Here is a 20,632-nt window from a genome sequence, read left to right as displayed (position 1 = left end):
GGACTTTACCACAAGCGGGCAGGTTTTCCTCCCTAGCCACGCCCCGGCGCATAGGGATAACTTAGCGATTTGTAGTAATCCAGCGGATGCGCCGGCGCCGTGACGCCGGGCGGCAGCGCCAGGCCGGACACCGACTGGAAGTAGGCGATGCAGGCATCACGCCACAGAACGGCGTTGTTGACCTGGCGGTTCAGGCGCTGCGCTTCCTCAGCGTAGCGGCGCGCGTCAATCAGCGGTTTCAGCGCCACCCAGCGCGCCTGCAGCGAACGGGCGTCGGCCACGCCCTTGTCGTATCGGGCCAACAGTTCGGCCCACAGCGTGCGGCCGGACGGCATGGCGTAATCCCATGGCAGGTGGTGGAACCACAGCAGGAACTGTTCCGGCGTGGTTTTCGGATCGGCGTACTGGCGCGCGATCTCCGGCGCATACTGTTCCAGCGCGTTGCTGCCCTTGGCGGTGCGGTCGAAGCCGATGCCGTCGCGGCTGGCGCGGTGGTAGTAGACGGGATTCCAGTCCGGACGCTCAAGATTATCCACCCACGGCGCGGGACCGAAGTGGTGGCCGGTGCCCATGATGTGGTGCAGGCCCAGTGGCGTCATGTAGTTCACCACCGTTTCGCGCGACATCATCATCATGTCGACCACCGGCGCTTCGGCGCGCTTGCCGAAGGTGAGGGCGGCCCATTCGGCGGCGACGTCGCGCGCCTTGGCCTGCGGATTCCACGCCATGCGGCCGAAGGCGTACCAGTTGGCCTGGTCGAAATGCGAACCGGCCCAGTTACGGTCGCTGCCGATATTCGCCACGCCGGCCATGCCGCTCAGCGTTTGCGCGACCGCGCCGGTAGAGGTTTTGGTGTCGGTTTCCAGCGTCTCTTCAAACAGCGTGCCCAGATAAGCCATGTCGGTCGAGTAGCCCAGGTACTCCTTGGTGATCTGGAATTCCATCATCAGCGGCGTTTTCGGCATCGCGCCGAACAGCGGGTGGAACGGCTCGCGCGGCTGGAAGTCGATGGCGCCGTTCTTCACCTGTACCAGCACGTTGGCGGCGAAGCTGCCGTCCAGCGGCTTGAACTCGTCGTAGGCCTGCTTGGCGCGATCGTCGGCCAGGTGTGCGCCTTTCGGCGCGTAGACAAAGGCGCGCCACATGACGATGCCCTTGTGCGGCGCCACGGCGGCGGCCAGCATGTTGGCGCCGTCGGCGTGGCTGCGGTGATAGTCCTGCGGGCCTGGCTGGCCTTCGGAATTGGCCTTGACCAGGAAGCCGCCGAAGTCGGGAATGGCCTTGTAGATTTCATCGGCCTTGCGCGCCCACCATGCGCGCACTTCCGGCGACAGCGGATCGGCGGTGCTGGTTTCCTTCAGCTCCAGCGGGGTCGAGAAGCGCGCCGACAGATAGACCTTGATGCCGTAAGGGCGCAGGATGTCCGCCACGGCGGCGGCCTTGGCGATGAAGGGCGCCGTCAGCACTTCCGGCTTGGAATTGACGTTGTTGAGCACCGTGCCATTGATGCCCAGCGACGCGTTGGCGCGGGCGTAGTCGGTGTAGCGCTGGTCCTTGATGTCCGGCAGCGCCCACCAGTCCCAGATCGACTGGCCGGAGTAGCCGCGTTCCACCGTGCGGTCGAGGTTATCCCAGTGGTTCAGCATGCGCAGTTGCAGCGTGGGCGCGGACGATGCTTCCGGTTTGGCTCCGGTGGCGGCGTCGCGCAGCCAGGCGTAGGCGCCGTAGAGCAGGCCGATGTCGCTGTTGGCGGCGATCAGCGTGACATTGTGGCCCTGCACGCGCGTCTGGCGCAGCAGATAGCCTTCGTTGCCCAGCGCCGTCAGTTCGGTGTGTAGTGGCGATGCGGCGCCAAGTTCCGGCAGGCGTGCCGGCGTGGCGAGCAGCAGGGCGCCGTCGGCGATGCGCGACGCTGGCCCGGGTACGCGGCCCAGCATGCCGGCCAGGCCCCGGTTCAGTTCCGCCAGGGCGGCTTGCGTGGTGGGCGAGGCAACGCCGGGAATCACGATGCTGCGGGCTTGCGCCTGCACGCCGGCTTGCGCGGCACGGTCCAGTGGACGGTAGCGCAGCCACAGGTCGTAGCCGTCTTCGTCGGCCGCCGATGCCGTCGCAACGAGCGATAAAAGCAGCGCGGCCAGCGCGGCGGAAAAGGTAAATCGCATCTTGTCTCCGTTTTTATGATAGCGTAACCATTTCATTATGCCACGATGTTAGCAAACAATTCCAACGAGGAGTGAGACAAAAATGAAGATATCCCGACGCGGTGTTTTGGCAATGATGGCGGCAGGCGGTTTTCTGCCGCTGCATGCGGCAGAGATGCCGGAACCCTTGAAAGTACTGGGCAAACGCAAGGGCCTCCATGTCGGTAATGCGATTGGCGGCCGCTACTTCCGCGATTCCGGGTACAAGGCGCTGATGGCGCGCGAGTGCGACATGCTGGTGGCGGAGAACGAAGGCAAATGGAAGGCGCTGGAGCCGCGTCCAGGCGAATATCACTTCGAGCCGGCGGATGAGATGTATGCCTGGGCGAAGTCGCAGGGCATGCTGGTGCGCGGACATAACCTGATCTGGCAGGATGCCAAGTGGCTGCCGAAGTGGGTGAACGAATACGACTTCGGCGCGCAGCCGGTGCAGGCGGCGGAGGCGCTGCTGCGCAAGCATATCGTGACGGTGTGCGATCACTTTGGCGGCGCGATCCATAGCTATGATGTGGTCAATGAGGCGGTGGATCCGAAGACGGGCGCGCTGCGCACCAATGTGTTCACAGAGCGTCTGGGGGCGGTGGAGCAGATCGATCTGGCATTCCGCGTGGCGCGGGAGCATGCGCCAAAGGCGCAGCTGGTTTATAACGATTACATGCGGCCGGACGATGGCAGCAAGAAGCATCGCGAGGGCGTGTTGAAGCTGCTGCATGACCTGAAGTCGCGCGGCACGCCGGTGCAGGCGCTTGGGCTGCAGAGCCATATCGGTTCGTGGGATGACCTGGGTGGCGCGAAGCAGCAGCAGGTGTGGCGCAAGTTCCTGGATGAGGTGACGGGCATGGGGCTGGATCTGCTGGTGACCGAGTTTGATGTCAACGACCGCAAGCTGCCGGGCGATGTGGCCGTGCGCGATGCGGGCGTCGCGGTGCTGGCGAAGGATTATCTGGATGTGACGTTCAGCTACCCGCAGTGCCGGGATTTCCTGATGTGGGGGATGGCGGACAACGTCAGCTGGCTGCAGGGATGGAAGGAGGCGCCGCGTACCGATGGCCTGGCGATGCGGCCTACGCCGTTTGATGAACAGATGCGGGCCAAGCCGCTGCGCGATGCCATCGCTGCTGCTATCAACGCGATGCCGGCGCGCTCCTAGACCCGCCCGACCCCTAAGTGGTACGGCATGCGTATCGCTAAAGGTTGCGGGTTTTACTGGCGCGGACTTTCGGGCGGACCAAGGTAGCTCGGACGCAGGCCGCCTGTGTTGACCACCAGCTTTTGCACCACCAACCCCGAATCAACCACCCAGAACTTCAGGGTATGGGGGCCAGGTTTGTCAATGTTATGGTGGGAAGTCAGCACCGTCGCACCATCAGACACCGTGCGCTCCCAGGCCTTCTCGCTGCCATCCGCATGGACGTTGATGACCTGCGGCGCCTCGTCATCAAACGAAATCGCATAACGCAATCCCGCCCCCGGCTGGAACTTCTGCGTCGGCGCCAGCGTGGTCTGCACCTCCACCTTGCCCACGCTGAACAGCTGCATCGCATACTCCAGCCGCATGCGCGGCTGTACATCGGCTGGCGCATCGACCGGCAACGCCGTCATGCCCGACAGCGTGCGTCCATGATCCGGAATCAGCTGCCACGCGCGCTGATCGGCCGACACCGCATGCGTGTAATGCTCCGCTTCCATCGCCACCACGCCGCCGGTTTCGATAAAACCCTTCAGCGCCGCCGCGCCAGCCGGCTTGCGCAACGGGACTTTGACCGTCGTCTTGCCGCCCGCACCGGAGATGGTCAGCGTAGCATCTCGCACCCCATCCGGCGCCTCGGCCCAGCGCACATTCACCGCTACGCGCTGCTGGCGCGCGACTTTGCCGGACGGCTTATCCAGCGTAATCCAGGATTCGCTGGCGCTTACCGTGTAATCAAACGCCTGCTGCCCGCGATTGAAGATGTCGATGAACCGCGCCTTCTTCTCAAATACATCCAGCGCCGGCAGCGCGAGCGCATCGCCTCCCGGCCCCGGCCAGACCTGTTCGCTGCCTTCCACGGCGACGCCCATGTCAGCCGCTTTCGGCGCCTGCACCTCCGTCACCGGCGGCATGACATTGCGCGGCGGCTGGTTCCAGTAGGTGTAGCCCAGGTGGGTCTGCGACATCATGTGGTTCCACTTGCCGCCGCTGATGTCCTCGTGATACTGGCGAACCAGCTCCGCATCCTCTGCAAACAAAGCCCGCGTCCGCGCCGCCAGATCGTTGGTGGCGGCGCGGCCCTGCAGGCCATACAGCCGATTCTGACCAGCCGTGACATACAGCTCATTGACGACAGCCGACGCCTTCACCGGATACAGCACCAACTGGAAGAACGCATCGCGCTTGTTGGCCGGCAGGGCGGCGGAAATCTTCTCGGCCCGCGCCGCAATCGACTTGTACTCATCGACGATGCGCGCAGCCTCGTTGTAGTTCACCAGGCTATAGGTGGTCGGCTCCAGCTGTTCCGGCTTGCGGCGGCCGTTGTACTTGGCGTACTTGGCCACGATGTCGGCGATATCGTCGGCATGCTCCGGCCCGAATTCGCGCGTCGCCCACAGCTTCAGATACTCCGGCAAACGCTCGGCCGGCCATGCCTCGGGATTCCAGGCGTAGGTGAGGAAGAACTCAATCGGCACCTCCATCGGCTTCAGGTCGCCGACATTGACGATCCAAAGCTTGTTGGCCTGGTACTGCCACGCCAGATGCATCTGTTCCCATACCTTAGGCAGCGGCGTCACGTTGATCCACTTGTACGAACGCGGACCGCCGACATAATCGAAGTGATAGTAGATACCGGCGCCGCCCGCGCGTTTGCGTTCCTCAGCGGTCGGCAGTCGGCGGATGTTGCCCCAGTTGTCGTCGCACCACAGCAGCGTCACGTCGTCCGGCACGCGCATGCCTTTTTCGTAGTATTCCTGCACTTCCTTGTACAGCGCCCATACCTGCGGCACCTTGGTCACATCCGGATTGACTTCCCTGGCGATGATGCTGCGCTGGTCGCCGACGATGCGTTCCAGCAGCGACACGTTGGCGCCTTCCGACATCGGCTCATCGCCGTCGCCGCGCATGCCCAGCGTGATCAGCTTTTCCTGGCCTTGCGACACGCGCAGGCCCTGCGTCCAGAACTCGCGCAGCTTGTCGCCGCTGCGGTTGTAGTCCCACGGCTTGCCTTCGCCATAACGCCGCCATTCATCGTGGGCGCGCATCATCGGCTCGTGGTGCGAGGTGCCGATGACGACGCCGTATTCGTCGGCGGTCTTGCCGTTCAATTTGTCGTCATCGTAGAAGGCTTCGCCCCACATGGCCGGCCACAGGTAATTGCCGCGCATGCGCAGGATCAGCTCAAACACCTTTTCGTAGAACTGATGATTGAAACCGCCATAGCGCTGCTTGACCCAGCCGGTCAGCGCCGGCGCTTCGTCGTTCAGGAAGATGCCGCGATACTGCACCGCCGGCGCATCGCTGACCGCTGCGGCGGCCGATGCGTACACATTCGCGTGTTTCGCCGCCGGCACGTCGGCCCACCAGTTCCACGGCGAGACGCCGATCTGTTCGGACATCTCGTAGATGCCGAAGATGGTGCCGCGCTTGTCGCTGCCCGCGATCACCAGCGCGCGCTCCACGCCGGGCAACGGCTTGCGCAGCGTCTGCACCTGCCAGCCCTCCCACTTGCCCTTGATGGCCGAGACATCCAGCTTGCCGGCGGCCACCAGTCGGTCGATCAAGGCGCTCTTGCCGACGGTGCCGATGATAATGACATCGGCACCGGCCGGCTTGCCGTCCCTGGACAGTACCGGTTTGGCGGCGCTGACGCGGGCGATATCGGCCTGCAGATCGCCGGCAGCGCGCAGCACGCCGGCATAATCGGCCGCATCGACGTATAGTTTGGCGGCCTGGCCGTTGTGGGCCAGCGCCACCGCATCGGCGGGCGGTTGATCGAACCAGGCCAGTTTTTTCTGGCCCAGCGCCTGCGCGGGCAGGGCGTGGCAAAGCAGGGCCATGAGCATGGCCCCTGCGGCAAAAATACGTTGTCTCATGTCGTTATTTTTCCAGTGGTATGTAGTCGAACCATGCAAAATCCGCAGCCGGCATGGCCTGCTGCTTGCCCGCGCCTTCGGCAAACATGCCGATGAAGACGCCGGTAAAACCGCCCGCTGATTCTGATGACAGCGGTGCGGTTGGTGCGGTGCCGATCAGCTTGAGCGGCGCATCGCCGCTGCCAAAGCTGAACGCATAATGGTCGGGCCACGATTCCACCTGTAGCGTTACGGGACCGGGCGGCAATGCCGCCGAGGCCTGGAGCGACGTGACGCCGCCGGTCCGTATCAGCAGTTCGAGGCGGCGCTCCGGGGTTCCGGTCACGCGCAGTTCATAGTAGTTTTTCTCGTTCTGGCGCAGCACCAGGCCCGCCGACTGCGTCGCGGCGGCTGGCAGGAATTCCAACTGCGTGGCCGCGCGCATGCGCATGTGCTCCTGGCGGCGCGCCACGAATGCAGGCTGCGCGACGTCGTTCATGGTGATGCTGCTGCCTTTCAGGCGCAGGTAGCCGGCACGCTCGCTCAAGGACCACAGGCCATCGCCCGGACCGCGCAGCTGCGACCATTGCAGGCCCAGTTTCGGCGCGCTGAAGTCGTCGCGCACCGGTTGCGCAGGCCATGGCGAGGAGGGGGGCAGCCCGTCGGCCGACATTTCGACCGCCAGCGGCTTGCCGCCGTTGGCGGTGAGCCAGCCCTGGTCATTCCACGCCACAGGCGTCAACAGCGTTTCCCGGCCAAGGTGATGGCGGTTATCGACAGGACGGATGCCCAGCAGCGACATCCACCATTTGCCCTCCGGCGTTTGCACCAGGTCTCCATGGCCGGTGGCCTGCAACGGCAGTTCCGGGTGGCCGCGGTGCGTGAGGATGGGATTGGCCGGGTTGGCGGTGTATGGGCCGAACGGCGATGACGAGCGGGCCATCGTCAGGCTGTGGTTATAGGATGTGCCGCCCTCGGAGATCATCAGGTAATACAGCCCATCGCGCTTGTACAGGTGCGGACCTTCGGGCCACACGCCGCCGGTGCCGGACCAGATCAGGCGCGGTGGCTCCAGCAGCTTGCCGGCCTTCAGGTCGATTTCCGCCTGATAGACGCCGCCGTGCTCTCCGCCGCCGTGCCGCGTGTAATAGACCTTGCCGTCGTCGTCGAAGAACAGCGACGGGTCCATGGCGAAGCTTGGGTCGTTCAGCCATACCGGTTCCGACCATTCGCCGGCCGGATCCCTGGTGTGAACGTAGAAAGCGCCGCCACCCTCCATATTGGTGGTGACCATATAGAACTCGCCGTCATGGCAGCGCAATGTCGGTGCGTAGATGCCCTGCGAGCTGCGCGTGTGGGCCAGATTCAGCTGGCTGGCGCGTGTCAGCGCGTGGCCGATCTGGCGCCAGTGGACCAGATCCTTGCTGTGGTAAATCGGCACACCGGGGAAGTATTCAAAGCTGCTTGTCGCCAGATAGTAGTCGCCGCCGACGCGGCAGACGCTGGGATCGGCGTGGAAGCCGCTGAGTACCGGATTGGTGTAGGTGGCGGCCTGCGAGGCCAGCGTGGTGGTGGCCAGCAGTGCGGTCAGCGCGGCGCGCGCGGCGATCATCATTTCTTGCTTCCGCATTGCTGGCGCAGCGCCGCCAATGGCACGGTGTCCGCCAGCGCGCGGTAGCCGGCCAGCGATGGATGCAGGCCGTCGCCCGAGTCATACACCTTTTTCAGCCTCGAAGGCTGGGCCGGATCGCGCAGCGCCGCATCGAAGTCGGCGACGGCGTCGAACACGCCCGAGGTCCGCATCCACTGATTCAGTTCCAGTCGATCGGACTCGTTGCCGGCGTCGGGATGGTAATAGTCGCTGCCCGAATACGGCGTGATGGTGCCGCCGATGACGCAGATGCCATGCGCATGCGCGCGCTCCGCCAGCTGGCGATGCGCCAGCTTCAGGTCCGCCAGCAGCTGTTGACGGTCGGCCGGCGTATCCGGGCCGTTGCGATGCTGGACGCCGAAATCGTTCACGCCGATCAGCACCAGCGCGTGCGTGACGCCTGAACGCGACAGCACATCGCGGTCGAAGCGCGCAATCAGCGGGGTGCCCAGCCCTTCGCGCAGCAGGCGCCCGCCGCCGATGCCGGCGTTGACCACGGCCAGCGGCTGCTTGTTATCGCGCAGCCGCGCGGCCAGCACGTCGGTCCAGCGGGTGTTGGTGTCGGGCGGGATGCCGTAGCCGTCGGTGATGGAGTCGCCGATGGCCACCAGCGCGCCGGCGTCGCGCGGCGCCAGCACGTCGACATCGCTCAGTGCATACCAGCGCGTGACGCTGCCTGCATCGGCCCACGACGCGTCCATCACGCGGTTGCCCTTGGCGAGAAAAGTATGGGTACGGGCGCCGTTATGGCTGGTCTGGCGGGCCGGCTCGGCCTTGAAATACAGCGAAATCGCCAGGTCGGCGGCCGGTTTGACTTCCATGGCGACGGCGTCGCTGTAGTATTCCGCGCCGGCCGGAATCATCACCGAAGCGCGGCCGTCGAAGGTCAGCGGACGCAGGGTAGGGGCCTGAACGCCGGCCTGGCCGGGCGCTTGCGCCAGCGCCACGCTGGCGCCGTCGAGCATTAATGGTGCGGTGCCATATGCGTTGCTGACGCGGACCCGAAACTGCTTGCCGCCCAGAGAGAGGTGAACGATCTGGCGCAGGCTGGCGTCGCGCCAGTTCTCGGCCGCCAACTCATTCGCGGTGTCGGGAATTTGCTGCGCCGCACCCCAACTGGTGACCCAGTGCGGCGCCGGTTGCGGCGCTGGTGCGGCCGCTGCCGCATGCATCAAAAAAACCGCTATGGCGGCGCCCAAATAACGGGGTAAAGCGTGTTGACTTGATTGCATAAATCCTTCACACTCATAAAATGTTAGCGCTATTCATTTTAGGGTAATCGGATGGTAGGTGCAACAAAAACGCCGGAAGAGCCATAACGAGACAAGGACATTTTGTGAACAATCATTTGAAGCATGCGCCGGCATCGGCGCACCTCCCCGCCGACCTGTCCGACGCGCTGCTGGTAGGCCGCGTGTGGCGCAGCGACGTCAACGGCCCGAGCGTGGTGGTCGTGCGCAAAGGCGAAGTATTCGACATCACCGCGCAAGTGGCGACGGTATCCGATCTGCTGGATCGCGACGACGTGGTGGCCTTCGCCCACGCCGCGCAGGGCGAATCGCTGGGCCGCGTGGAAGCGCTGGTCGACGGCGCATTGAGCGGCGCCGACGCGCCGGTGCGCCTGCTGGCGCCATGCGACCTGCAGGCCATCAAGGCCTGCGGTGTGACCTTCGCGGTCAGCCTGCTGGAACGCGTGATCGAAGAACAGGCGGGCGGCAATCCGGCGCGCGCCGACGAGTTGCGTAGCTCACTGCTGAAAGACATCGGCGCCGACCTGTCGGCCATCAAGCCAGGTTCGCCGGAGGCGGAAAAGCTGAAGCAGCAATTCATCGCGCGCGGCGCGTGGTCGCAGTACATGGAAGTGGGCATCGGTCCATACGCCGAAGTGTTCTCCAAATCGCAGCCGATGTCGGCGGTCGGTTTCGGCGCGGACGTCGGCCTGCACCCTGAATCGAAATGGAACAATCCGGAGCCGGAGATCGTGCTTGCGGTGAACAGCCGCGCACAAACCGTGGGCGCCACGCTGGGCAACGACGTCAACCTGCGCGACATCGAAGGCCGCAGCGCGCTGCTGCTGGGTAAGGCCAAGGACAACAACGCATCGTGCGGCATCGGCCCGTTCATCCGCCTGTTCGATGAACACTTCACCATCGACACCGTGCGGAATGCAGAACTGCGCCTGCTGATCGAAGGCTCGGAAGACGGCTTCCGACTCGATGGCGAGAGCCGTATGCGCGAAATCAGCCGCGATCCGCTGGACCTGGTGTCGCAAACCAGCGGCGCGCATCACCAATATCCGGACGGCTTCATGCTCTTCCTCGGCACCATGTTCTCGCCGATCAAGGACCGTGGCGCGCCGGGCGCGGGTTTCACCCACAAGCTGGGCGACCGCGTCAGCATCAGCAGCCCGTCGCTGGGCATGCTGGTGAATCACGTACAACTCAGCACCACCGTGGCGCCATGGACGTTTGGCGTGCGCGCGCTGTATCGCAATCTGGCCCAACGCGGCCTGCTCAATTGAGCTTAGCTAAAACAACTATATCTCTGGAGGAGAGCAAGATGGTGCAACCCATGGTGTACGCCACCTACCCGGACCTGGCTGACAAGCGGGTCCTGATCACCGGCGGCGGTACGGGCATCGGCGCCGGTATCGTGGACGCCTTCGTCAAGCAGGGCGCGCAGGTATTCTTCATCGATATCGCGGTCGACGCCTCGCGCGAACTGGCGGACAGCCTGAAAGGCGCCAAGTATGCGCCAGTGTTTTTCCACTGCGACCTGACCGACCTGGATGCCTTGTCAAAGGTGCTGGCGCAGATCGAAGCGGACCACGGCGCGATTGAAATCCTGATCAACAACGCAGCCAACGACAACCGCCACCAGGTGCAGGAAGTGAGCGCCAAGTACTGGGACGACAGCCTGGCCGTCAACCTGCGCCACCAGTTCTTCTGCGCGCAGGCCGTGGCGCCTGGCATGAAGGCCAAGGGCGGCGGCGTGATCCTGAACTTCGGTTCGATCTCGTGGCACCTGGCGCTGCCGGACCTGACGCTGTACATGACCGCCAAGGCGGCCATCGAAGGTCTGACCCGCGGCCTGGCGCGCGACCTGGGCAAGGACGGCATCCGCGTCAACTGCGTGATTCCAGGCTCGGTGCGCACGCCGCGCCAGATGGCCATGTGGCATACGCCGGAAGGCGAGCAGGATATCCTCAACGCGCAGTGCCTGCACGAGCGCGTGGAGCCGGAAGACATCGCCGCCATGGCGCTGTTCCTGTCCTCGGACAATGCACGACGCTGCTCCGGCCGCGATTACTTCGTCGACGCCGGATGGTATGGAGCATGAACCTCTATCAGCCTGAGTGCATCTGGGCCCTCGGCGCGACGCTGGCCGAAGGACCGGTATGGCATCCGGAAGACAAGGCGCTGTACTTCGTCGACATCAAGCAGCGCGCGATTCACCGCTGCGCCGAGGACGGCGGCCGCCGCCAGAGCTGGACGGTGCCGGATGAAGTGGGCTTCGCCTTGCCGATGCATGGCGGCGACTTCGTCTGCGGCCTGCCGGGCCGCATCGAGCGCTTCTCGTTCGAGACCGGCGCGCTGACCACGCTGCACGAACTGGAACAGCACCTGCCGGGCAATCGCCTCAACGACGGCTACGTGGACCGCCACGGCGCGCTGTGGTTCGGCTCCATGGACAACGCCGAAGAGGCGCCGAGCGGCGCGTTGTACCGGCTGGGCGCCGGCGCGGTGGCGGAGCACAAGGACGGCGGCTACGTCATCACCAACGGCCCTTGTGTCAGCCCGGACGGCCGCACCTTCTACCATACGGACACGCTGGAGAAGACCATCTACGCCTTCGACCTGGACGAGCAGGGTGGCCTGTCGAACAAGCGCGTGTTCGTGCGTATCGAGGGCAGCGGCTACCCGGACGGCACGGCGGTGGACGCCGACGGCGCCCTGTGGGTCGGCCTGTTCGGCGGCGCGCGCATCGAGCGCTATGCGGCGTCGGGCCAACTGCTGGACACCGTCAACATGCCGTGTTCGAATATCACCAAGGTCACATTCGGCGGCGAGGATTTGCGCACCGTGTTCGTGACCACCGCCCGCAAGGGCCTGTCGGCTGAAGAATTGAGCCGGGAGCCGCTGGCAGGAGGCATCTTCAGCTTCCGCGTGGCCTCGCCGGGACAACTGCAACATCTGTACTTACCTGAATAGGCACTCTATGAGCACCCAATCGCGTCGCTACCGTTCGCAAGACTGGTTTGATAATCCTGACCATATCGATATGACCGCGCTGTATCTTGAGCGCTTCATGAACTACGGGATCACGCCGGAAGAACTGCGTTCCGGCCGTCCCATCATCGGCATTGCGCAATCGGGCAGCGATATCAGCCCGTGCAACCGCATCCACCTGGAACTGGCCAAGCGCGTGCGCGACGGCATCCGTGACGCCGGCGGTATAGCGATGGAGTTCCCGCTGCATCCGATCTTTGAGAACTGCCGCCGTCCGACCGCCGCCATCGACCGCAACCTGGCGTATATGGGCCTGGTCGAAATCCTGCACGGCTATCCGATCGACGCCGTGGTGCTGACCACCGGCTGCGACAAGACCACGCCGTCCCAGCTGATGGCCGCCGCCACCGTCGATATCCCGGCCATCGTGCTGTCCGGCGGTCCGATGCTGGACGGCTGGCTCGATGGTGAGCTGGTGGGTTCCGGCTCGGCGATCTGGAAGGGCCGCAAGCAGCTGGCCGCCGGCAAAATCGACAACGAGAAGTTCCTGGAGATCGCCGCCGCGTCGGCGCCGTCCGCAGGCCACTGCAACACCATGGGCACCGCGTCGACCATGAACGCCATCGCCGAAGCGTTGGGCATGTCGCTGACCGGCTGCTCGGCGATTCCTGCGCCGTACCGCGAGCGCGGCCAGATGGCCTACGAAACCGGCAAGCGTATCGTCGAAATGGCGAAGCTGGACCTGCGTCCGTCGCAGATCCTGAACCGCGACGCCTTCTTCGACGCGATCGTGGTCAATGCCGCCATCGGCGGTTCCACCAACGCGCAGCAGCACATCGTCGCCATGGCGCGCCACGCCGGCGTTGAACTGAAATCGAGCGACTGGATGGAGTTCGGCCACAAGGTGCCGCTGCTGCTGAACATGCAGCCGTCCGGCAAATTCCTCGGCGAGCGTTTCCACCGCGCGGGCGGCGTGCCGGCCGTGATGTGGGAGCTGGAACAGCAGGGCAAGCTGCGTTCGAAACGCCTGACCGTCACCGGCAAGACCATGGCGGAAAACCTGGTCAACCGCGAGACCAACGACCGCGAAGTGATCTACCCGTTCAACGCGCCGCTGAAGGAAGACGCAGGCTTCTTCGTCCTGAAGGGCAACCTGTTCGACTTCGCCATCATGAAGACCAGCGTGATTTCGCCGGAATTCCGGCAGCGCTATCTGAGCGCGCCGGGCAAGGAAAACATCTTCGAATCGCGCGCCATCGTGTTTGACGGTTCGGGCGATTATCACGACCGCATCAACGATCCGGCGCTGAACATCGACGAGAACTGCATGCTGGTGATTCGCGGCGCGGGTCCTATCGGCTGGCCTGGATCGGCGGAAGTCGTCAACATGCAACCGCCGGATGCGCTGATCAAGCGCGGCATCAACTGGCTGCCGACGCTGGGCGACGGCCGCCAGTCCGGCACCTCGGACAGCCCGTCCATCCTGAACGCTTCGCCGGAAAGCGCGGTGGGCGGCGGCCTGGCCTACATCCGCACCGGCGACACCGTGCGCGTGGACCTGAACGAAGGCTCCTGCAATATGCTGATCAGCGACGAGGAACTGGCCAGGCGCAAGGCCGAAGGCATTCCGCCGGTGCCGGCCAGCCAGACGCCATGGCAGCAGCTGTACCGCTCCACCGTCGGCCAGATGGAAACCGGGGCCTGCATGGAGCTGGCGCTCGAATACCGGGGAGTGGGGCAGACGCTGGCGCGTCACAACCACTAACTCTTCAGCAAAATACCAATAACGGAGACAATATGAAGAAGACTGTAGTTAGCGCCGTCATCGGCGCCATGCTGGCCCTGAGCGGCGGCGCCGCGATGGCCGACGCCAAGAATCCGAAGATCGGCTTTTCCATCGACGACCTGCGCCTGGAACGCTGGGCGCGCGACCGCGACTACTTCACCGCCGAAGCGGAGAAGCTGGGCGCCAAGGTCTACGTGCAGTCGGCCGACGCCAGCGAACAGCGCCAGATCGCGCAGATCGAGAACCTGATCTCGCGCGGCGTGGACGTGCTGGTCATCGTTCCCTACAACGCCACGGTTCTGAACAACGCCGTGCGCGAGGCGAAGAAGGCCAAGATCAAGGTCGTGTCCTACGACCGTCTGATCCTCAACGCCGACATCGACGCCTACATCTCATTCGACAACGCCAAGGTCGGCGAGCTGCAAGCCAGCACGCTGGTGGGCATCAAGCCAAAGGGTAATTACTATCTGCTGGGCGGCGCACCAACCGACAACAACGCCAAGATCCTGCGCGAGGGCCAGCTGAAAGTGCTGCAGCCGCTGATCGACAAGGGCGATATCAAGGTGGTGGGGAAGCAGTGGACCAAGGACTGGAGCGCGTCGGAAGCGCTGTCCATCGTGGAAAACGCCCTGACCGCCAACGGCAACAAAATCGATGCCGTGGTGGCTTCGAACGACGCCACCGCCGGCGGCGCGATCCAGGCGCTGGCCGCGCAAAAGCTGGCGGGCAAGGTTCCGGTCTCCGGCCAGGACGCCGACCTGGCTGCCGTCAAACGCGTCATCGCCGGCACCCAGGCCATGACCGTCTACAAGCCGCTGAAAGTGATCGCCACCGAAGCGGCGCGCCTGTCGGTGAAACTGGTGCGCAACGAAGCGCCGGCCTTCAACTCGTCGTATAACAACGGCTTGAAGAACGTCAGCACCATGCTGCTGGCGCCTGTCGCGCTGACCAAGGCCAATGTCAACGTGTTGGCCGACGACGGCTTCTACACCAAGGCCCAGCTGACCGCCAACTAAGGAATCAGCATGGCCGAATATCTTCTGGAAATGCGCAACATCGTCAAGGAATTTGGCGGTGTGCGTGCGTTGAACGGCATCGACATCAAGCTGAAAGCCGGCGAATGCGCCGGCTTGTGCGGCGAGAACGGCGCCGGCAAGTCGACGTTAATGAAAGTGCTGTCCGCCGTGTACCCGCACGGCACCTGGGATGGCGAGATCCTGTGGGACGGACAACCGTTGCAGGCGCAGTCTATCCGCGACACCGAGGCGGCCGGCATCGTCATCATCCACCAGGAACTGATGCTGGTGCCTGAGCTGTCGGTGGCGGAGAACATCTTCCTCGGGAACGAGATCACGCTGCCGGGTGGCCGCATGGACTATGCGGCCATGAACCGCCGCGCCGAGCAGCTGCTGAAAGAACTGAACATCAATGATGTGAACGTGGTGCTGCCGGTGAAGCAGTACGGCGGCGGCCACCAGCAGCTGATCGAGATCGCCAAGGCGCTGAACAAGAACGCGCGCCTGCTGATCCTGGACGAACCCTCGTCGTCGCTGACGGCGTCCGAGATCAAGGTGCTGCTGAATATCATCCATTCGCTGAAGGCGAAGGGCGTCACCTGCGTCTACATCTCGCACAAGCTGGATGAAGTGGCGGACATCTGCGACACCATCGTCACCATCCGCGACGGCCAGCACATCGCCACCACGCCGATGTCGGAGATGAATATCGACCGCATCATCGCGCAGATGGTGGGACGCGAAATGACGCAGCTGTATCCACAGCGCGAGCACCAGCCGGGCGAAGTGATTTTCGAGGCGCGCAACGTCACCTGCTACGACGCCGACAATCCCGAGCGCAAGCGCGTGGACAACATCTCCTTCAAGCTGCGCCAGGGTGAAATCCTGGGCATCGCCGGCCTGGTGGGCGCGGGCCGCACGGAGCTGGTGTCCGCCATCTTCGGCGCGTATCCGGGACCGAGCGAGGCGGAAGTCTGGCTGAATGGCGCGAAGCTGGACACCAGCACGCCGGTCAAGGCGATCCGCAACGGCCTGGCCATGGTGCCGGAAGACCGCAAGCACCACGGCATCGTGCCGGATCTCGGCGTCGGCCACAACATGACGCTGGCGGTGCTGAACGACTTCGCGCGCGCCGCCCGCATCGACCAGGAAGCCGAGCTGGCGACCATCCGCCAGGAGATCAAGAGCGTCAAGCTGAAGACCTCCAGCCCGTTCCTGCCGATTACCGGCCTGTCCGGCGGTAACCAGCAGAAGGCGGTGCTGTCCAAGATGCTGCTGACCAAGCCGAAGATCCTGATCCTCGACGAGCCGACGCGCGGCGTCGACGTCGGCGCCAAGTTCGAGATTTACCAACTGATGTTCGACCTGGCCAGGCAGGGCATGTCGATCATCATGGTGTCGTCCGAACTGGCCGAGGTGCTGGGCATTTCGGACCGCGTGCTGGTGATCGGCGAAGGAAAACTGCGCGGCGATTTCGTCAACGATAACCTGAGCCAGGAAACCGTGCTGGCAGCGGCGCTGGATGCGCATTGAACTAGGAATGAAAATGAAGAGTATGAATATCAAGCAGCTGTTCACGCAGTACAAGATGCTGGCCCTGTTGATCGCGGTCGCGCTGATCTGGGCCTTCTTCAGTTATCACACCGACGGTGGCTTCGTCACGCCGCGCAATCTGTCCAACCTGATGCGCCAGATGGCCATCACCGGCATCGTCGCCTGCGGCATGTCGCTGGTGATTATCGCCGGCGAGATCGACCTGTCGGTCGGTTCGCTGCTTGGCCTGCTGGGCGGGATCGCGGCGGTGCTGGACGTGACGCACCATCTGCCGCTGCCGGCGACGCTGGCGGCGGTGCTGGTGGTCGGCCTGCTGATTGGCCTGTTCAACGGCTACCTGACGGCTTACCTGGGCATCCCGTCGTTCATCGTCGGCCTGGGCGGCATGCTGGCGTATCGCGGTATTGTACTGGGCGTCACCGGCGGCACCACCATCGCGCCGGTGTCGGACGACATGGTCTACATCGGCCAGGCCTATCTGTCGCCGACGCTGGGCATCGCGCTGGGCGTGCTGCTGTTCGTGGTGGCCATCTACCTGATCCTGCAACAGCGCCGCAGCAAGGCTGCGCACGCGCTGGAAGTGGCGCCCGTGTGGCGCGACGCGGCCAAGCTGGCGGTGCTGGGCGTGGTGCTGGCGGCGTTCGTCATCACCTTCAATTCATATGAGGGCATTCCGCTGCCGGTGCTGCTGCTCCTGGCGCTGCTGGGCATCTTCAGTTACGTCACCACGCAGACGGTGTTTGGCCGCCGCGTGTACTCGGTGGGCTCGAACATGGAGGCGACGCGCCTGTCGGGCATCAACGTCAAGTCGATCAAGCTCTGGATCTTCGGCATCATGGGCCTGATGTGCGCGCTGGCCGGCATCGTCAACACGGCGCGTCTGGCGGCGGGTTCGCCGTCGGCAGGCACCTCGGGCGAGCTGGATGCGATTGCGGCCTGCTTCATCGGCGGCACCTCGATGCGCGGCGGCTCGGGCACCGTGCACGGCGCGCTGATTGGCGCGCTGGTCATGGCGTCGCTGGACAACGGCATGTCGATGCTGGACGTGGACACGTATTGGCAGATGATCGTCAAAGGCGCGATCCTGACGCTGGCGGTTTGGGTGGATGTCAGCACCCGTGCAGGTAAGCGGTAACTATAAAAAATCCAACAGGAGACAAATGCATGAGCAATAACCGTAGGCAGTTCCTCACTTCCATGACCGGCCTGGCCGGACTCTCCATGCTGCCGCCGATGGCGCTGGCCGCCGCTTCGGCGCCGTACAAGGACGCCTCGCTGCCGGTCGACAAGCGCGTCGACGACCTGCTGGGCCGCATGACGCTGGAAGAGAAGATCGCGCAGATGCAGTGCACCTGGCAGGCCAAGACCGAGATCCAGGACGCCAAGGGCGAGTTCTCGGCGGCCAAGGCGCAAAAGGCATGGCCGCATGGCCTGGGCATGATCGGCCGCCCGTCGGACCGCCAGCTGGGCCAGGCCGCAGGCGCGGGCGACACCGGCGGACACGCCAACCGCAATGCGCTGGAAACGGCCACCTACACCAACGCGGTGCAGAAATGGGCGGTGGAACAGACCCGCCTCGGCATCCCGCTGTTCATGCACGAAGAGGCGCTGCACGGTTACGTGGCGCGCGATGCGACCTCGTTCCCGCAGGCGATCGGCATCGCCTCGTCGTTCGACACCGAGCTGACGACGAAGATTTTCAGCGTGGCGGCGCGCGAGATGCGTGTGCGCGGCGCCAACCTGGCGCTGGCGCCGGTGGTGGACGTGGCGCGCGAGCCGCGCTGGGGACGTATCGAGGAAACCTACGGCGAAGATCCTTATCTCTGCGGCGAGATCGGCAAGGCGGCCATCATCGGTTTCGCCGGCACCGATTCCAAGCTGGCCAAGGATAAAGTGCTGGTCACGCTGAAGCACATGACCGGTCACGGCCAGCCGGAAAGCGGCACCAACATCGGCCCGGCGGAAGTCAGTGAGCGCACCTTGCGCGAGGAGTTCTTCCCACCGTTCGAGAAAGCGATCAAGGAAGCCAATGTCGGCTGCGTCATGCCGTCGTATAACGAGATCGGCGGCGTGCCGTCGCACGCCAACCACTGGCTGCTGCACAAGGTGCTGCGCGAAGAGTGGGGCTTCAAGGGCATCACGGTGTCGGACTATTTCGGCATCAATGAGCTGATCACCCGCCACAAGCTGGCCGCCACGCCGAAGGAAGCCGCGCTGCGCGCCGTCAAGGCCGGCGTGGATGTCGAGACGCCGGACGGGCTGGCGTACAAGACGCTCGGCGAACTGGTGGCGGAAAAACGCGTCTCCGAAGCGGAGATCGATGTGGTGGTACGCCGCGTACTGACCTTGAAATTCCAGGCCGGCCTGTTCGAGCAGCCGTACGTGGACGCCAAGGCCGCCGACAGCCTGACCGCGACGCCGGACGCCGTGGCGCTGGCGCGCCTGGCCGCGACGCGCACGCCGGTGCTGCTGAAGAACGACAAGGGCCTGCTGCCGCTGGACGGCAAGAAGGTCGGCAAGGTGCTGCTGATCGGTACCCACGCCAAGGATACGCCGATTGGCGGCTACTCCGACCATCCGCGCCACATCGTGTCGATTCACGACGGCTTGCAGGCCGAGGCCAAGGCGCAGGGCTTTTCGCTGGCGTATTCCGAAGGCGTGCGCATTACCGAGAGCCGCGTGTGGGGCGCCGACGAGATCAAGTTTACGCCGCCGGAAGTGAACGCGAAGCTGATCGCCGCCGCCGTGGAAGCCGCCAAGTCGGCCGACACCATCATCATGGTCCTGGGCGATAACGAGCAGACCAGCCGCGAGGCATGGGCCGACAATCACCTGGGCGACCGCGAAAGCCTGGACCTGATGGGGCAGCAGAACGATCTGGCACGCGCGATTTTCGCACTGGGCAAGCCGACCGTGGTGTTCCTGCTGAACGGCCGTCCGCTGTCGATCAACCTGCTGGCCGAGAAAGCCGACGCGATCATCGAGGGCTGGTACATGGGCCAGGAAACCGGCTACGCGGCGGCGGACCTGCTGTTCGGCCGCGCCAACCCTGGCGGCAAGCTGCCGGTATCGATTGCGCGCAGCGTCGGCCAACTGCCGATCTTCTACAACCACAAGCCTTCGGCGCGCCGTGGCTACATCGACGGCTCGACCAAGCCGCTGTACCCGTTCGGCTTCGGCTTGAGCTACACCACGTTTGCGATTTCCGAGCCGCGCCTGACCAAAGCCAGCATCGGCGTCGGCGACGCGACCAAGGTCGAAGTCGATGTGACCAACACCGGCAAGCGTGCCGGCGACGAAGTGGTGCAGATCTACATCCGCGACGACGTCAGCTCGGTCACGCGGCCGGTACTGGAACTGAAAGCCTTCAAGCGCGTTACGCTGCAACCGGGCGAGAAGCGCACGCTGAGCTTCGACATCAAGCCGTCCGACCTGTGGTTCTATAACACCGAGATGCAGCGTGTGGTGGAGCCTGGCAGCTTCACCATCCACGCCGGCCCGGATAGCGCGAACCTGAAGTCGGTCAAGCTGATGGTCGGCTAAACCGGTACAGCACCCACGCCGCCGACAGATACCAGGCGGCGTGGGCGCCGAATACCGCCATCAGGCTGCGCGGCGTCAGCAGCAGGTCGCCGAACAAGATCCACGCCGCCGGCACGACGGCGGCCAGCACGCCCACCACCGCAAACCAGCGCACGCGCCGCCACGCCGTGCATGACCACAGCAGGATGGCCGCGCTCTGCGCGACAAATCCCGCCTTGCTGAATACCTGGATCGTCACGCCGATCGGGCGCAGCACCGTGGCCACCTCCGCATCCGCCAGCAGCGGCGTCACAAAGCCATCCAGCAGCATCGCCATGCCAAGCAGCACGCAGCCGAGGCGATAGACATAGAGCGCGCCTGAACGCTCGTTCAGCGCTTCACTCAATACCGCAAGAGTGCTTGCCAGTACCGCCAGCAGGAAGATCAGAATACCGTGTACCTGATTGTCCCTGGCGGCCTGCTGCGCGAGTTCCACATTCGAGGTTGCGACGGGATGGTGAAACAAGGCCAGCGTGATCAACAGGACCACGCCGGCAATGGCGAAAGCGGCCACGCGCGATAACAATTTCATGCTCTTCCTTTACATGTTGTTGGAAGTGACATTA

Annotated in this window: 14 protein-coding genes; 9 read left to right on the top strand and 5 right to left on the bottom strand. The window is 64.3% G+C overall.

Going from position 1 to position 20,632, the window contains the following annotated elements:
• Window positions 1–32: 32 nt before the first annotated feature.
• Window positions 33–2,162, bottom strand: coding sequence for an alpha-glucuronidase family glycosyl hydrolase (locus GJ698_RS07970; protein ID WP_154357093.1), 2,130 nt, complete (start codon window positions 2,160–2,162; stop codon window positions 33–35).
• Window positions 2,163–2,244: 82 nt separating this feature from the next.
• On the opposite strand from GJ698_RS07970, the gene GJ698_RS07965 reads away from it, so the two are divergent.
• Window positions 2,245–3,351, top strand: a complete 1,107-nt coding sequence (locus tag GJ698_RS07965; RefSeq protein WP_154357092.1) for an endo-1,4-beta-xylanase — start codon at window positions 2,245–2,247, stop codon at window positions 3,349–3,351.
• A gap of 53 nt (window positions 3,352–3,404) precedes the next feature.
• On the opposite strand, the gene GJ698_RS07960 is transcribed toward GJ698_RS07965, so the two are convergent.
• The 3 genes from GJ698_RS07960 to GJ698_RS07950 are packed head-to-tail and all read right to left on the bottom strand — an operon-like array spanning window position 3,405 to window position 9,071.
• On the bottom strand, window positions 3,405–6,233 hold the full coding sequence (locus GJ698_RS07960) for a glycosyl hydrolase 115 family protein (RefSeq protein ID WP_229259890.1): 2,829 nt from the start codon (window positions 6,231–6,233) through the stop codon (window positions 3,405–3,407).
• Between the two features lie 40 nt (window positions 6,234–6,273).
• Window positions 6,274–7,878 carry a glycoside hydrolase family 43 protein gene (locus tag GJ698_RS07955; RefSeq protein WP_208023793.1) on the bottom strand — a complete coding sequence of 535 codons (1,605 nt, stop codon included), beginning with the start codon at window positions 7,876–7,878 and terminating at the stop codon, window positions 6,274–6,276.
• Window positions 7,860–9,071 (bottom strand): SGNH/GDSL hydrolase family protein, encoded by a 1,212-nt coding sequence (locus tag GJ698_RS07950; protein WP_208023792.1) that lies wholly within the window; start codon window positions 9,069–9,071, stop codon window positions 7,860–7,862. The genes GJ698_RS07955 and GJ698_RS07950 overlap by 19 nt, the downstream gene beginning before the upstream one ends.
• 164 nt (window positions 9,072–9,235) lie before the next feature.
• On the opposite strand from GJ698_RS07950, the gene GJ698_RS07945 reads away from it, so the two are divergent.
• From GJ698_RS07945 to GJ698_RS07910, 8 genes are all read left to right on the top strand, one after another.
• Window positions 9,236–10,420, top strand: coding sequence for a fumarylacetoacetate hydrolase family protein (locus GJ698_RS07945; protein WP_371865191.1), 1,185 nt, complete (start codon window positions 9,236–9,238; stop codon window positions 10,418–10,420).
• A 50-nt stretch (window positions 10,421–10,470) separates the two neighbouring features.
• Window positions 10,471–11,238 (top strand): D-xylose 1-dehydrogenase, encoded by a 768-nt coding sequence (xylB, locus tag GJ698_RS07940; RefSeq protein WP_154357331.1) that lies wholly within the window; start codon window positions 10,471–10,473, stop codon window positions 11,236–11,238.
• The gene (locus tag GJ698_RS07935; protein ID WP_154357089.1) at window positions 11,235–12,110 is read left to right on the top strand and encodes an SMP-30/gluconolactonase/LRE family protein; all 876 of its coding nucleotides are present in this window, start codon (window positions 11,235–11,237) and stop codon (window positions 12,108–12,110) included. Before xylB ends, GJ698_RS07935 begins: the two co-directional genes overlap by 4 nt.
• Before the next feature lie 7 nt (window positions 12,111–12,117).
• Window positions 12,118–13,893, top strand: a complete 1,776-nt coding sequence (locus tag GJ698_RS07930) for an IlvD/Edd family dehydratase (RefSeq protein WP_229259889.1) — start codon at window positions 12,118–12,120, stop codon at window positions 13,891–13,893.
• A gap of 68 nt (window positions 13,894–13,961) precedes the next feature.
• Entirely contained in the window at window positions 13,962–14,930 is a 969-nt protein-coding gene (xylF, locus tag GJ698_RS07925; RefSeq protein WP_371865210.1) for a D-xylose ABC transporter substrate-binding protein, read from the top strand.
• A 9-nt stretch (window positions 14,931–14,939) separates the two neighbouring features.
• The gene (gene xylG / locus GJ698_RS07920; protein WP_154357086.1) at window positions 14,940–16,463 is read left to right on the top strand and encodes a D-xylose ABC transporter ATP-binding protein; all 1,524 of its coding nucleotides are present in this window, start codon (window positions 14,940–14,942) and stop codon (window positions 16,461–16,463) included.
• 13 nt (window positions 16,464–16,476) lie between these two features.
• Window positions 16,477–17,619, top strand: a complete 1,143-nt coding sequence (locus tag GJ698_RS07915; RefSeq protein WP_154357085.1) for a sugar ABC transporter permease — start codon at window positions 16,477–16,479, stop codon at window positions 17,617–17,619.
• 29 nt (window positions 17,620–17,648) lie between these two features.
• Window positions 17,649–20,027 carry a glycoside hydrolase family 3 N-terminal domain-containing protein gene (locus GJ698_RS07910; protein WP_154357084.1) on the top strand — a complete coding sequence of 793 codons (2,379 nt, stop codon included), beginning with the start codon at window positions 17,649–17,651 and terminating at the stop codon, window positions 20,025–20,027.
• Here GJ698_RS07910 and GJ698_RS07905 read toward each other — a convergent pair.
• Entirely contained in the window at window positions 20,008–20,598 is a 591-nt protein-coding gene (locus GJ698_RS07905) for a hypothetical protein (RefSeq protein WP_154357083.1), read from the bottom strand. The genes GJ698_RS07910 and GJ698_RS07905 overlap by 20 nt on opposite strands.
• Window positions 20,599–20,632: the final 34 nt, after the last annotated feature.

This window comes from Duganella aquatilis, assembly GCF_009674565.1.
GTDB classification, from domain to species: Bacteria; Pseudomonadota; Gammaproteobacteria; order Burkholderiales; family Burkholderiaceae_D; genus Rugamonas; species Rugamonas aquatilis.
The sequence above is the reverse complement of the archived record's forward strand: the minus strand, read 5'-3'. Positions and strand labels throughout refer to the sequence as shown.

Excerpts from the sequence above, each read along its gene's own strand:
- GJ698_RS07970 (WP_154357093.1), bottom strand. The coding sequence starts at position 2,162 with ATGCGATTTACCTTTTCCGCCGCGCTGGCCGCGCTGCTTTTATCGCTC.
- GJ698_RS07965 (WP_154357092.1), top strand. The coding sequence starts at position 2,245 with ATGAAGATATCCCGACGCGGTGTTTTGGCAATGATGGCGGCAGGCGGT.
- GJ698_RS07960 (WP_229259890.1), bottom strand. The coding sequence starts at position 6,233 with ATGGCCCTGCTTTGCCACGCCCTGCCCGCGCAGGCGCTGGGCCAGAAA.
- GJ698_RS07955 (WP_208023793.1), bottom strand. The coding sequence starts at position 7,878 with ATGCGGAAGCAAGAAATGATGATCGCCGCGCGCGCCGCGCTGACCGCA.
- GJ698_RS07950 (WP_208023792.1), bottom strand. The coding sequence starts at position 9,071 with ATGCATGCGGCAGCGGCCGCACCAGCGCCGCAACCGGCGCCGCACTGG.
- xylB (WP_154357331.1), top strand. The coding sequence starts at position 10,471 with ATGGTGTACGCCACCTACCCGGACCTGGCTGACAAGCGGGTCCTGATC.
- GJ698_RS07935 (WP_154357089.1), top strand. The coding sequence starts at position 11,235 with ATGAACCTCTATCAGCCTGAGTGCATCTGGGCCCTCGGCGCGACGCTG.
- GJ698_RS07930 (WP_229259889.1), top strand. The coding sequence starts at position 12,118 with ATGAGCACCCAATCGCGTCGCTACCGTTCGCAAGACTGGTTTGATAAT.
- xylF (WP_371865210.1), top strand. The coding sequence starts at position 13,962 with ATGCTGGCCCTGAGCGGCGGCGCCGCGATGGCCGACGCCAAGAATCCG.
- xylG (WP_154357086.1), top strand. The coding sequence starts at position 14,940 with ATGGCCGAATATCTTCTGGAAATGCGCAACATCGTCAAGGAATTTGGC.
- GJ698_RS07915 (WP_154357085.1), top strand. The coding sequence starts at position 16,477 with ATGAAGAGTATGAATATCAAGCAGCTGTTCACGCAGTACAAGATGCTG.
- GJ698_RS07910 (WP_154357084.1), top strand. The coding sequence starts at position 17,649 with ATGAGCAATAACCGTAGGCAGTTCCTCACTTCCATGACCGGCCTGGCC.
- GJ698_RS07905 (WP_154357083.1), bottom strand. The coding sequence starts at position 20,598 with ATGAAATTGTTATCGCGCGTGGCCGCTTTCGCCATTGCCGGCGTGGTC.